Consider the following 13,689-nt stretch of genomic DNA (forward strand, 5'->3'; position numbering starts at 1 on the left):
AGCGCGCCTTAAATTCAGGCGCGTCTGATGGCGCTCCGGGCGCACTTAGATGTCGGGTGCGAAACGAACCACTACGCGAAGACCGCCGAGGGTTTTTGAATGATCGAGCGATACGGTGGCACCGTGCAGCTCGGCGATTGACTTCACGATGGCGAGACCGAGTCCACTGCCGGGCACCTGCGGCTCGCCGGAACGGTAGAAGCGATCGAGCACCCGCTCGCGTTCATCTGCGGCAATGCCAGGGCCGCTGTCGTCGACCGTGAGTTCGACTCCATCTGCGAGCCTGAGAACAGCGACGTCCACGCGGCCACCGCCCGGCGTGTACTTGACGGCGTTGTCGAGGAGATTTCGGACCATCATTCGCACTGCCTCTGCCTGACCGGTGACCGTCGCCGGATCCGCCCGTACGAGTCCGACGTCGATGTCTTGCGCCTGCGCTGCGGCAACTGCATCGGAGATTGCCAGACGGACTACCTCCGGCAGGCTGATGGTTTCGCGCTCCGCCCCCGCCGCCGCGCTGGCCTCGTGCCGCGCCAACGCGAGCATCTGCTCGACAAGCCTGGCCGCACGGTCGATGCCCGCAGCCAGCCTCGCGACAGCAAGGTCGCGGGTGGGTTGATCGGGCGCGCGCTGCAGCCCCTGCACCTGCAGCTTGATCGCGGTCAACGGCGAGCGCAGTTCGTGGGCCGCATCGGCCACGAAGTGCTTCTGCGCGTCAAAGGCCTTCTGAACACGATCGAAAAGCAGATTGAGTTCATGCACCAGCGGCCGAACTTCCTCGGGAAGGTCGTCTTCGCTCAAGGGCGACAGATCATCGGCCTGCCGCGCGGCAACCTGCCCGCGGACGCGCGCGACCGGCGCAAGCGAACGGCTTACCACCCACCAGACGACCAGCATCAGCAAAGGTGCAGCGAGCGCGATGGGCCCGACCGTGCGCAACGCCAGCGATCCCGCCATTCGGCGGCGAGCGGCCATGTCCTGTGCGACCTGGATCACCAATGGGCCGGCTTGCATCGAAAACACGCGATAGGTCGTGCGCCGCGCCTGGACGTTCGAAAACCCCAGGACCGCTCGCTGAGGCAGTGCCGCCTGTGCGGCGGATTCGAAGATGCGGATGCCGTCGGCGGTCCAGACCTGCACGATGAATTCGAAGTTCTCTTCGCCGGCGCCAAGACCACCGAGTCCGCCCACAGTCGCGCTGGGCGGCAGCCCGGCACGCAGCGAAAGCGCCATTTGCTGCATGTGGTGATCAAAGATGTCGTCGGCTTCGTGAAGCACTGTCCTGTAGGCCACGAAGCCCTGGATGCCAGCGGCCATCAGGATGGCGGCAAGGAGAAACCACAGGAGACGCGCACGAAGTGATTTCATGTGCCCGTCATTCCTTGGGAACCATGTAGCCGACGCCGCGCACATTCCGGATCAGGTCGGCGCCGAGCTTCTTTCGCAGTCCGTGTACGTACACCTCCACGGCATTGCTGCTGATCTCGTCCTTCCAGCTGTAGAGCTTTTCTTCGAGCTGCGCCCGGGACAGCACCATCCCCGGACGCGCGAGCAGCGGCTCCAGCACCGCCCATTCGCGGGCGGAAAGCATTACCGGCTGCCCGGCAACGCTGACTTCGCGGGTGGCCGGATTGACCGTCACACCCTTGTGCTCATAGACCGGCTCCGCCCGCCCGGAGGCTCGGCGCAAAAGGGCGCGAATGCGCGCCAGGAGCTCGTCGAGATCGTAGGGTTTCAGCACGTAGTCGTCGGCGCCGGCATCCAATCCCTCGATACGCTGCCGGACGGAATCGCGCGCGGTGGCGATCAGCACCGGCATGCGCTGCTTGCGGGCACGCAGCGCACGCAGCACATCGAGGCCGTCCCGGCGCGGCACACCGAGGTCGAGCAGGACGAGGTCGTATTGCTGCGAGCGAAGCGCACTGTCCGCGGTTTCGCCGTCCTTGACCCAGTCGACCGCATACTGCTCCGCACGCAGCAAATCGAGCACGGTCTCACCGATCATCACGTCATCTTCAAGCAGCAGGAGTCGCATGGTCAGTCGTCCGTACCCGTCTGGGCTGATTGGAGATCGTAGCGGCGATCAGGTTCATTGCTCACAGAAGCGCCCTCACCTCACGCGCAGCCTCGAACAGCAGCGGCAGCATGTCGCGTCGCAATGCCTCTTCCTTGTGGTGGCCCCCTGAAAGCACGACGTTGAGTGCCGCAACGGTGTGGCCCTGCATGTCGCGCAGCGGAACCGCCAAGGCCTGCACGCCGAGTTCGTGTTCTTCGCTGGCAAAGCAGAAATCGTCCTTGCGAACCTGCGCCACGCGCTGACGGAGCATCCGCAGCTGGGTCAGCGTGTGCGGAGTGAGGCGCGGAAGGCTTCGCCCTTTGAGCCACTGGGTGAGCTGCGCGGCGCTGAGGGCTGCGAGCAGGACACGGCCCGTCGAAGTCGCATGCGCCGGCAGACGCGCACCGAGATGAAGTCCGTAAGCCAGCACTCGGTTGGGCGCCCCGTAGCTCCCGCTGCGCGCGACGATGACCACTTCCTCGCCGTCGAGCACCACGGCCGAGAACGATTCCTGCGTCTGGGCGGCGAGCCGGTTCAGCGTCGGCTGCAGTGCGCGCGGCAGCCTGGAGGACGCGAGATAGCTGCCTGAAAAGCGCAGGACCTTGGGCGCCATCCAGAAATAGCTGCCGTCGGTTTCGAGGTAGCCGAGGTGGGAAAGCGTCAGCAGATGCCGACGCGCCGCAGCACGCGTCAGCCCGGCACGTTCCGCAGCCAGCGTCGCGTTGAGCCGTTGGCGCTCGGTATCAAAGCTTTCCAGTACGGCCATTCCTTTGGCGACGCCTTCGATGAAGTCTTGTTTTGCGATGGTCATGAAAGAACTGTTGCGCGATGATCGCGCAGGTGGCCTCATGATCGCACAGAGCATGAACTCGCGCCGTCACGAAACCACCTTGGCGCCCTACGCTCGGCGGCACGCCATCAGGAGACAACCATGCGAACACAGGTCGCCATCATCGGAGCAGGTCCTGCCGGACTCTTGCTCGGGCAGTTGCTGCACAAGGCAGGCATCGACAACATCATCATTGAACGCCAGACGAGCGAATACGTGCTCGGACGCATCCGTGCGGGCGTCCTGGAACAGGTCACGATGGACCTCCTGTCCCGCGCAGGCGTCGACGCCCGAGCCAAGGCCGAAGGGCTGCCGCACGAAGGCATCGAGTTGCTGTTCAAAGGTGCCCGCCATCGCATCGACATGCATGGGCTCACCGGCGGGAAACAGGTCACTGTCTATGGGCAGACGGAGGTCACTCGCGACCTGATGGCCGCCCGCGACGCCGAGAGCCTCACCACCGTCTACAGCGCATCGCAGGTCAGCCTGCACGATTTCGACACGCTTGCCCCGCGCGTCCGATACGAAAAAGACGGCGCAACGCACGAAATCGAGTGCGACTTCATCGCCGGATGCGACGGCTATCACGGCGTGAGCCGCGCCAGTGTTCCTGCGCAGTCGCTGCACATGTACGAAAAGGTTTATCCCTTCGGCTGGCTGGGCGTGCTGGCGGATGTCCCGCCTGTTTCGCATGAACTGATTTACGCCAACACGTCGCGCGGATTTGCCCTTTGCAGCATGCGCAGCGCCACGCGCAGCCGCTACTACGTTCAGGTGCCGACAGATGAACGGGTCGAGAACTGGAGCGACGACGCATTCTGGAATGAACTGCGACTGCGGCTGGACCCTGAAGCCCGCGAGCGTCTCGTGACCGGCCCTTCGCTCGAAAAAAGCATCGCGCCGCTGCGCAGCTTCGTGGCCGAGCCGATGCGCTTCGGGAGCCTCTTCCTGGCAGGCGACGCGGCGCACATCGTCCCGCCCACAGGTGCCAAGGGATTGAACCTGGCGACGGCGGATGTCGGTTACCTCTCGCGCGCCCTCGAAATTTTCTATGGCGAGAAGTCCGCTTCGGCGCTGGACCGCTACTCCGACCTCTGTCTGCGTCGCGTGTGGAAGGCCGAGCGCTTCTCGTGGTGGTTCACGTCACTGATGCACCGATTTCCAGAAACCGGCGAATTCGGCCAGAAGATCCAGGAAGCCGAACTCGACTACCTGGTTCATTCGCGCGCGGCCTCGACGTCCCTGGCTGAAAACTACGTCGGATTGCCGCTCGAGGATTTCTGAATTTCTGACAGCGGGCGGCTCAACCCGCCGAAGCCATCAACTGCCAGACCCGGGCCGGCGTCAGCGGCATGTCCAGGTGCGGCGTGCGGTCGGCCATGCCGTTCCGCGCCAGTGCGTCGGCCACCGCATTGACAATGGCCGGCGTCGCGCCGATGGTGCCGAGTTCGCCGACTCCCTTCACGCCCAACGGGTTGTTCTTACAGGGCGTCGACTCGTCCATCTCCATGCGGAACATCGACGCAAGCGTCTCGGCTCTCGGAGCGGCGTAGTCCATCAGGCTGCCTGTCAATGGCTGCCCGGTTTGGGGGTCGTACACCACTTGCTCGTAAAGCGCCTGGCCGATCCCCTGCACCGCCCCACCCTCCAACTGGCCGCGGACGATCAGTGGATTGACCACACGTCCGACGTCATTGACTGAGGCATAGCGCAGCACACTGACTTCGCCCGTCGGCGGGTCGATTTCCACCTCGGTGATGTGGCATCCGTTGGGCCACGTCGGGCCCGACACCGTGCTGGTCGAGTCCACGAAGATCTGCCGATCAGGTTGATGGCCTGCCAGCGTGAACAGATCGACCGAAAGATCGGTGCCTGCGACCTTGAAGACTCCCGCCGAGTACTCGACGTCGGCTGGGGAAACTTCGAGTTCCTGCGCCGCGAGTTCCTTGGCCTTGTCGATGGTCCGTTCGGACCCCACCCGAACCGCGGATCCGCCCGTGAAAAGCGATCGGGAACCCGCGCTGCCGAATCCATCCCCACGATCCGTGTCGCCCAGGATGATCTTCACTTTTTCGATGGGTACGCCGAATGCATCGACAACCAATTGCGCCAAGGTGGTCGCGATGCCCTGTCCCATTGCGTTGACGGCGGAAAACACTTCGATCATGCCGTCGGCCTGGACCGATACAGTCACCCGTTCCTCGAAGACATTGCCACCAGTCCACTCCAGGAATGTGGCGATGCCGAGCCCGCGAACGCGCCCGGCCTGCTTCGACTCGGCTGCGCGCGCATCGAAACCCTGCCAGTCCGCCAGCGCCAATGCCTGGTTCATGACCGATTCGAACTGCCCCGTGTCATAAGTCTGGTGCATCGGATTCGTGTACGGCATCTGCTCTGGACGGATGAAATTGCGCCGGCGCAGCTCGATACGGTCGATGCCCGTCTGGCGGGCAGCTTCGTCCATCAAGCGCTCCATCGTGTAGATGGCCTCCGGACGGCCTGCTCCCCGATAGGCGCCCGTTGGTGCCGTGTTGGTCAGCACCGCCTTGAAATGGAAATCGATGGTCTGGATGTCGTAGACGCTGGTTTGCACCCATGGCCCGATGAGCAGTTGGATCGCAACCCCGGTGCCGGTCGCATAGGCACCGACGTTCGCATGGGTCTTGATCCGAAGGCCAAGGATTTTGCCCTGCGCGTCGAGCGCCAGCTCGGCGCGCGCCTCGATGTCGCGGCCATGCGACGTCGAAAGAAATTCTTCGCTTCGCTCGGCGATCCACTTGACCGGCCGCCGCAGGGCGCGCGCTGCGAACGCGACAGCGATGTCTTCGGGATACGCACCGGTCTTCATGCCGAAACCGCCGCCGACATCGCCGACGACCACGCGCACTTTTTCCTTGGGCAAGCCGATGGCGTCGCAAACGGAGTCGCGAACACCCGAGGGCATTTGCGTGCTCATGCGGATCGTGAGCCGCTCCGATGCAGCGTCGAAATCGACGACCACGGAACGCGGCTCGATCGTGAGCGCGACAACCCTCTGGTTGATAACGTCGAGCGCCACAATGTGCTTGGCCTTGGCGAACGCTTCGGCCGTGGCCTCGCTGCTGCCGTGGCGCATCTCGGCCGCGATATTGCCAGTGGCCTCATCCCAGATCAGCGGCGCACCGTCCGCGGTTGCGCCAGGCAGATCGACAACCATAGGCAGTTCTTCGTACTCAACCATCACCGCTTCGGCGGCGTCCCGCGCTTGTTGCGCAGTCTCCGCGACAACGACGGCCACCGGCTCGCCCACAAAGCGCACCCGCTCGACGGCCAGCGCGCGTCGCGGCGGCGTGGCGCAGTCCGAGCCGTCGGCGCGCTTGAACCCGGCAGCGCCTGGCATCGGCTTGACGCCGGCCTGCGCCAGATCGGCACCGGAGTAGACGCCGAGCACGCCCGGCATGCCGGTGGCGGACGCCGTGTCCACCGAGACCAGCTTGGCGTGCGGGTACGGAGAGCGAACGAAGCTCAGCCAGGCTTGGCCCGGCAGCGCGACGTCATCGGTATAGCGGCCGGCACCGGCCAGCAAGTCTTCGTCTTCGAGCCGCCTGACTGCCTGGCCGCTCCCGAAGCGCGCGGGGTTCGTTTCAGTTGTCACCGTAGTCCTTTTTGTCTGGAGGAAATTTTCGGAACAGATAACGACTATATGGGCTTCGGGTACTTTCGGCATTGACTGACTGCGATCTGGCCGAAGCGTGTAACCATTCCAAAATGCAATTGCCCTGGCTAGACCCCGGTGACCCCTTGCCTGACGCGGCCATGGCGTGGGGCGATGCCGACCCGGTTCCCGGTCTGCTCGCAGCCGGCGGGTCGCTGGACGTCGCAAGCCTGCTGCAGGCGTACGCCCAAGGAATCTTCCCGTGGTTCAGCGACGGCCAGCCCATTCTTTGGTGGAGTCCCGATCCGCGCATGGTGCTGGAAACCGCTCGATTCAAGCTTCACCGCTCTCTTCGCAAGACGCTCCTTCGATTCGTCGCCGCCGAAGGCTGCGAAGTCCGCATCGACCAAGATTTTGTGAAGGTGATCTCGAACTGCTCGCAAACCCCGCGTGCGGGCCAGAGCGGCACGTGGATTCTTCCGGAAATGGTGCGCGCCTACACCGCACTTCATCGCGCGGGGCATGCCCACAGCGTCGAAACGTGGGTCGACGGCCAACTCGTCGGCGGACTCTACTGCGTCGGAATCGGGCGCGCGGTCTTCGGCGAATCCATGTTCGCGCGAAGACCGGACGCATCCAAGATCGCACTGGCTGCGCTCGTCTCCTTCTGCTTGCATCACGGCATCGCCATGATCGACTGCCAGCAGAACACGGCCCATCTTGCCAGCCTCGGCGCCCGGGAAATGCCGCGCCAGCGCTTCGTGTCGCACGTCGCCCACGCGCACCTCATGGACGCTCCTGTGTGGCGCTTCGACCCCGTATACTGGAACGAACTCCTGTCCGCGCGACCCTTGCCAAAGACGTGACGCACCTCAAGGACCTTCCGCTCCATACGCTGCAGTTCTACGCGACGGCTCCCTATCCGTGCAGCTATCTGCCGGACCGGCAGGCGCGCTCGCAGGTTGCCACGCCCAGCCACCTCATCCACAACGACGCCTATTCGGATCTCGTACTGAGCGGGTTCCGTCGAAGCGGCATGTTCACCTATCGGCCCTATTGCGACGGATGCAATGCATGCATTCCGTTGCGTGTGCTAGTCAACGAGTTCCGTCCGACCCGAAGCCAACGCCGCGCCCAGACCCGCCACGCCAATCTGCAAGCGCGCGTGCTGAAACTGTGCTTTGTCCCCGAGCACTATCAGCTCTATTTGCGCTATCAGAACGGGCGGCATGCGGGCGGCGGCATGGACCACGACAGCATCGACCAATACACCCAGTTCCTGCTGCAAAGCAGGGTCAACTCGCGCCTCGTGGAGTTTCGCGAAACCCTGCCCGACGGCAGCCCAGGCGCTCTGAAGATGGTTTCCATCCTCGACGTGCTCAACGATGGGCTTTCGGCCGTCTACACCTTCTACGAACCCGAGCCGGGCGCCGGGTATGGCAACTACAGCGTGCTTTGGCAGATCCAGCAGGCGCGCAAGCTTGGGCTGCCGCACGTGTATCTGGGCTACTGGATCGAAGGAAGCTCCAAGATGAACTACAAGGCGCGCTACGCACCGCACGAGGTACTGATTGACGGACGGTGGCAGGCGCCAAGTCATTTCACCACGTAAAATCGCGACCGGTCCAAAACCGTGTTGCACATGCGAAAAATCCAATCCGACGTTCCAGCCACGCCCGTGATCCAGGTCATCGAGCGAATGTTTTCCTTGATCGACGTCCTCGCTTCACGCGAAGAGGCGATATCGCTCAAGGAGATCAGCGAGAAAACGGGGCTTCATCCGTCGACCACGCACCGCATCCTGAACGACCTGGCGGTCGGCCGCTTCGTGGATCGCCCCGAAGCTGGAAGCTACCGGCTCGGCATGCGCCTGCTGGAACTCGGCAATCTGGTCAAGGGACGCCTCAACGTGCGGGACGCCGCGATGGCGCCCATGCGGGAGCTGCACAAACTGACCCAACAACCGGTGAACCTGAGCATGCGCCAGGGCGACGAGATCGTCTACATCGAGCGGGCCTATAGCGAACGCTCGGGAATGCAGGTGGTGCGCGCGATCGGTGGCCGGGCTCCGTTGCATCTGACCTCAACGGGAAAGCTCTTTCTGGCGGTGGATGAACCCCAGCGCGTCCGAAGCTACGCCACGCGCACCGGGTTAGCTGGCCACACGCGCAACAGCATCACGCAGCTGCCGATTCTCGAGAGGGAGCTTTCGAAGGCTCGCCAGTACGGCATCGCGCGTGACAACGAGGAGCTCGAACTCGGCGTGCGCTGCATGGCGGCAGGCATCTACGACGATCAGGGAAAGCTGGTTGCCGGTCTCTCGATCTCCGCACCGGCGGATCGCCTGGATGATGGATGGCTACCCAAGCTTCAAGCGACCGCCAACGAAATATCGAACGCGCTCGGCTACAAGGCCGACGCCGCGAGCGCCGCATCGCCATAGCCCTTGAAGGGCTGCGGTGGAATCATCCTGCGTTGTTTGCCGCCAGGCGCTGCTGCGCAGCCTTGCTCACCATGTGGTTCGCTTCCACCCAGCGCCGCACACGTTCGGCGTCGGCTATGCGGCTGAACTTGCCGGCCGAGTCGAGGAACACCATGATCAGCTTGCGGCCCGCGATCTTCGCCTGCATCACAAGACACTGGCCCGCCTCAGAGATGTAGCCGGTCTTTTGAACGCCGATGTCCCAGTCAGGACTCTTGACGAGCCGGTTGGTGGTGTTGAACTGCAACACGCGATTGCCGACTTCGACCTGGTATTCCGGCGAGGTCGATAGTTGCCGCACCGTCGGATCGGAATAGGCGGCATTCACGAGCAGGGCAAGATCCTGCGCGCTGGATTGATTGCGGCTCGATAGGCCGGTCGGTTCGACATACCGGGTGTCCTTCATGCCGAGCATCTTGGCTTTGGCGTTCATGACGCTGACGAAAGTCGTCAATCCGCCCGGGTATGTACGGCCAAGAGCATGGGCCGCGCGGTTCTCGCTCGACATCAAGGCCAGGTGCAGCAACTCGCCGCGCGGCAGGGTCGAGCCGACGGTCAGGCGCGAACTGCTTCTCTTCTCGGTATCGACGTCGTCCTGGGTGATGGTGATCAGCTCATCCGTTGGAAGCTGGGCTTCGCTGATGAGCAGGCCTGTCATGAGCTTGGTCAACGAAGCGATCGGCAGAACGGCGTGATCGTTCTTGCTGAGCAGCACTTCGTGCGTGTCCTGATCGATGACGAGGGCAACGCTCGACTTCAGATCGAGTGCATCCTCCGTGCTGTGCAAGCCGGCGATCTGGCCGAAGGATTGGCGGGCAGGTTCGGCGACGCGAACGACCGAGCGCCGCTGCACGGCCACTTCGGTACGGCCATTCTTCTTGCGAATGGATGCGACCACGTTGCGTCCGCCGCTGACAACCTTCTCGCTCTTCGCGGCGCTCGTGCTGCGCTTGGACACCGCAGTGCGCGTGCTCGAGACCGTCTTGCGCTTGGTATCCGCGTTCAGGGTCTTCTTCGTGGGCTCTTTCTTGGCCGCATTGGCAGCGGGCAATAAAAACGCCGTGGCGCAAAGCGCGACGGCGAGTAGGCGAAAGGCGGGAAGAAACCGCTGGCTGGAAACTCGGTGGGGACGGGCTTCGGGCATTAAAAATCTCCAGCGGCGACAAAGAAAACCGCAGTGTATCGAAATCAAAAAAAACGCGCAATATCAGTTACTTGCATCCTTTTCTTCAATCGAAAACAAGGAGCACGAGAAACTAGCCTTGTGCTGCCACTCGCTCAGCTTGGCTCTGCAACTTGTTGAGCGCACTTAAATAAGCCTTGGCCGACGCGACCACGATATCGGGATCCGCCCCCACACCGTTGACCACGCGGCCCGCATTCTGCAATCGCACTGTCACCTCCCCCTGGCTTTCGGTCGATCCGCTGATCGCATTGACTGAATAGAGCACCATCTCGGCGCCACTCTTCACATGCGACTCGATCGCCTTCAGCGAAGCGTCCACCGGGCCATTGCCGTCGGACTCTCCAGTGACTTCCTTGCCGCTGACCGTGAACACGACGCGAGCCTTGGGACGCTCGCCCGTTTCGCTGTGCTGCGACAAGGACACAAAGCCAAACTGTTCTCCAACGTGCGAGAGTTCTTCGTCGCTGACGAGCGCGAGGATGTCTTCGTCAAATATTTCACTTTTTCGGTCGGCAAGCTCCTTGAACCGGGCGAACGCGGCGTTGATGTCCGCTTCGCTTTCCATCGTCACGCCCAGTTCCTGCAAGCGTTGCTTGAACGCGTTGCGACCGCTGAGCTTGCCGAGGACGATCTTGTTGGCCGCCCAGCCCACGTCCTCCGCCCTCATGATCTCGTATGTGTCGCGCGCCTTCAGCACCCCGTCCTGGTGAATGCCGGACGCATGAGCAAAGGCATTGGCGCCGACCACAGCCTTGTTGGGCTGCACCACAAACCCCGTCGTCTGGCTCACCATGCGGCTTGCGGCAACGATGTGGCGCGTATCGATGCCCAACTCGAGCCCGAAGTAATCCTTGCGGGTCTTCACTGCCATCACGACTTCCTCAAGGGAGCAGTTGCCCGCGCGCTCCCCCAGGCCGTTGATGGTGCATTCGACCTGCCGGGCGCCGCCGATCTTCACACCCGCGAGCGAATTGGCAACCGCCATGCCCAGGTCGTTGTGGCAGTGCACCGACCAAACCGCCTTGTCGCTGTTCGGGATGCGCTCGCGCAACATCTTGAGGAAATTGCCGTAGAGCTCCGGTATGGCATAACCCACCGTGTCTGGGACATTGATCGTCGTCGCGCCTTCGTTGATGACCGCTTCTAGCACCCGGCAGAGAAAGTCTGGATCACTCCGATAGCCGTCTTCGGGGCTGAACTCGACGTCGGCGACGAGGTTGCGCGCAAAGCGGACGGAAAGCCTGGCCTGCTCGAAGACCTCGTCGGGTGTCATCCGCAGCTTCTTCTCCATATGAAGCGGCGACGTGGCGATGAAGGTGTGGATCCGGCCATTGGCCGCACTCTTGAGCGCTTCGGCCGCGCGTGAGATATCGCGGTCGTTGGCACGCGAAAGACCGCAAACGGTGGAGTCCTTGATGGCAGTGGCGATCGCCGCCACGGCGTCGAAATCGCCATTCGAACTCGCCGGGAAGCCGGCTTCGATGACGTCGACTCGCAGGCGCTCCAACTGACGCGCGATGCGCAACTTCTCGTCCTTGGTCATGGACGCGCCGGGCGACTGCTCGCCGTCGCGCAAGGTCGTGTCGAAAATGATCAGTTTGTCAGCCATCGTGGATCTCCTTTATTCAGCGCGAGGCGGAGGGCGCGCCGCTGCGGCCCTCCTCTGCCGCTCATCAGACAGGTTCGGGCACCGATTGTGCGCTGACCGCCGTCTGCGTCCGAGCCCTCGTCAGGCCCGAAACGATCGCCTTGAGCGAAGCCGAGATGATGTTGGCATCCATTCCGACGCCGAACAGCGTGACCGCCTCGTCCACGCGCAACTCAAGGTAGGCCACGGCTTGCGCGTCGGCGCCCGCGCCAATGGCATGCTGGTGATAGTCGATCACGCGCAGGGCATGACCGGTGGCACCGGCAATGGCATGGATGAAAGCGTCGATCGGTCCGTTGCCACGACCTTCGATTCGGCAAATTTCGCCGTTCCAGGGCAAGTCGGCGCGCAGGACCACCGATGCGTCTGCGCCCTCGCCCTGCTCTTCGAGCACGCGATGCTGCGGCCCGATTTCGTCCCTGAGGCCGTATTCGCTCTCGAACAGGTCCCAGAGGTCGGCTGCGGTGAGTTCCTTGCCAGCGACGTCCATCACGCGCTGCACAGTCTGGCTGAACTCCATCTGCAGGCGGCGCGGCAACTCCAATCCGTACTCGCTCTCGAGCAGGTAGGAAATGCCACCCTTGCCCGATTGGCTGTTGACGCGGATCACGGCTTCGTAGCTGCGGCCGACGTCCTTCGGGTCGATCGGCAGATAGGGCATGTCCCAGACGTCGCCGTCCTTGCGGGCGCTGAATGCCTTCTTGATCGCGTCCTGGTGCGAACCGGAGAACGACGTGTAAACCAGATCGCCTACGTAGGGATGGCGCGGATGCACCGGAAGCTGGTTGCAGTGCTCGACCGTCGCCCGGATTTCGTCGATGTTCGAGAAGTCCAATCCAGGCGAGACGCCTTGGGTGTAGAGATTGAGCGCCACGTTCACGAGATCGAGGTTGCCGGTGCGTTCGCCGTTGCCGAAAAGACAGCCTTCGATGCGATCGGCGCCTGCCATCAGCGCAAACTCGCCGGCCGCAGTGCCGGTGCCGCGATCATTGTGGGGGTGCACTGAAAGCACGATTGCATCCCGGCGGGCGAGGTTGCGGTGCATCCATTCGATCATGTCCGCGAAGAGGTTCGGGGTCGAGTGCTCGACGGTCGACGGCAGGTTGACGATGCACTTGTGGGCCGGCGTTGGCGCCCAAACCTCAGTCACTGCATCGACCACGCGCTTCGAAAACGCGAGATCGGTGCCCGAGAACATTTCGGGCGAGTACTGGAATGTCCACCGGGTGTTCGGCTGTCTGGCCGCCAATTCGTTGAACATGCGCGCATGCGATGTGGCGAGTTCGACGATCTGGTCCTCGTCCATGCCGAGCACGACCCGGCGCATGATTGGGGCCACGGCGTTGTACAGGTGAACGATCGCGCGCGGCGCGCCCTGCAGCGCCTCGAAGGTGCGCTCGATCAGGTGGTCGCGCGCCTGGGTGAGTACCTGAATGGTCACATCATCAGGGATGCGGTCCTCCTCGATGAGCTTGCGCACGAAGTCGAACTCGATTTGCGACGCGGATGGAAACCCCACTTCGATTTCCTTGAAGCCGATCGCAACCAGCGTCTCGAACATCCGCATCTTGCGGGCGATGTCCATCGGCTCCACCAGCGCCTGGTTTCCATCACGCAGGTCAGTTGACAGCCAGATGGGAGCCTGGCTCAGCACGGCGTCAGGCCAAGTGCGATCCTTGAGGCCGACCGGTGCGGAGGCACGGTACTTGAGGTTGGGTTGCTTCAACATCTGATATTTCTCGCTGTGGTTGGATCAACCAGCAACCCCAAAACAAACGGCCCGTTGCTGGTGCGAACGGGCCGTGGTGAGGGATTTGCGCGCGCGCTACCTTCTCCGCCCGTGGGGGATTAGTA

The 13,689-nt window shown here is 63.0% G+C and carries 11 protein-coding genes; 4 read left to right on the top strand and 7 right to left on the bottom strand.

Features of this window, described 5'->3' with window-relative positions:
* Positions 1 to 45 precede the first annotated feature (45 nt).
* From AC1DSF_RS06550 to AC1DSF_RS06560, 3 genes are all read right to left on the bottom strand, one after another.
* Entirely contained in the window at positions 46 to 1,368 is a 1,323-nt protein-coding gene (locus AC1DSF_RS06550) for an ATP-binding protein (protein WP_478126421.1), read from the bottom strand.
* Positions 1,369 to 1,375: 7 nt separating this feature from the next.
* On the bottom strand, positions 1,376 to 2,035 hold the full coding sequence (locus AC1DSF_RS06555; protein ID WP_478126422.1) for a response regulator: 660 nt from the start codon (positions 2,033 to 2,035) through the stop codon (positions 1,376 to 1,378).
* 61 nt (positions 2,036 to 2,096) lie between these two features.
* Entirely contained in the window at positions 2,097 to 2,867 is a 771-nt protein-coding gene (locus AC1DSF_RS06560; RefSeq protein WP_478126423.1) for an IclR family transcriptional regulator domain-containing protein, read from the bottom strand.
* Positions 2,868 to 2,987: 120 nt separating this feature from the next.
* Between AC1DSF_RS06560 and pobA the strand changes: the two genes are divergently transcribed.
* Positions 2,988 to 4,169 (top strand): 4-hydroxybenzoate 3-monooxygenase, encoded by a 1,182-nt coding sequence (pobA, locus tag AC1DSF_RS06565; RefSeq protein ID WP_478126424.1) that lies wholly within the window; start codon positions 2,988 to 2,990, stop codon positions 4,167 to 4,169.
* Between the two features lie 19 nt (positions 4,170 to 4,188).
* On the opposite strand, the gene AC1DSF_RS06570 is transcribed toward pobA, so the two are convergent.
* Complete coding sequence (locus AC1DSF_RS06570) at positions 4,189 to 6,519, bottom strand: xanthine dehydrogenase family protein molybdopterin-binding subunit (protein WP_478126425.1); 2,331 nt, start codon at positions 6,517 to 6,519, stop codon at positions 4,189 to 4,191.
* Between the two features lie 113 nt (positions 6,520 to 6,632).
* On the opposite strand from AC1DSF_RS06570, the gene aat reads away from it, so the two are divergent.
* From aat to AC1DSF_RS06585, 3 genes are read left to right on the top strand one after another with little or no spacing between them, the layout of a single operon-like run.
* Entirely contained in the window at positions 6,633 to 7,385 is a 753-nt protein-coding gene (aat, locus tag AC1DSF_RS06575) for a leucyl/phenylalanyl-tRNA--protein transferase (protein ID WP_478126426.1), read from the top strand.
* Positions 7,382 to 8,131, top strand: coding sequence for an arginyltransferase (locus AC1DSF_RS06580; protein ID WP_478126427.1), 750 nt, complete (start codon positions 7,382 to 7,384; stop codon positions 8,129 to 8,131). Before aat ends, AC1DSF_RS06580 begins: the two co-directional genes overlap by 4 nt.
* A 30-nt stretch (positions 8,132 to 8,161) precedes the next feature.
* Positions 8,162 to 8,962, top strand: a complete 801-nt coding sequence (locus AC1DSF_RS06585) for an IclR family transcriptional regulator (protein ID WP_478126428.1) — start codon at positions 8,162 to 8,164, stop codon at positions 8,960 to 8,962.
* 22 nt (positions 8,963 to 8,984) lie between these two features.
* On the opposite strand, the gene AC1DSF_RS06590 is transcribed toward AC1DSF_RS06585, so the two are convergent.
* From AC1DSF_RS06590 to leuA, 3 genes are all read right to left on the bottom strand, one after another.
* A complete protein-coding gene (locus AC1DSF_RS06590; RefSeq protein ID WP_478126429.1) occupies positions 8,985 to 10,145 on the bottom strand; it encodes a serine hydrolase in 1,161 nt (386 codons plus the stop codon).
* Positions 10,146 to 10,257: 112 nt separating this feature from the next.
* Positions 10,258 to 11,796 carry a 2-isopropylmalate synthase gene (locus AC1DSF_RS06595; protein ID WP_478126430.1) on the bottom strand — a complete coding sequence of 513 codons (1,539 nt, stop codon included), beginning with the start codon at positions 11,794 to 11,796 and terminating at the stop codon, positions 10,258 to 10,260.
* A gap of 64 nt (positions 11,797 to 11,860) precedes the next feature.
* Complete coding sequence (gene leuA / locus AC1DSF_RS06600) at positions 11,861 to 13,564, bottom strand: 2-isopropylmalate synthase (RefSeq protein ID WP_478126431.1); 1,704 nt, start codon at positions 13,562 to 13,564, stop codon at positions 11,861 to 11,863.
* Between the last annotated feature and the right edge of the window lie 125 nt (positions 13,565 to 13,689).

It is taken from the genome of Variovorax sp. 01N429 (assembly GCF_056399425.1).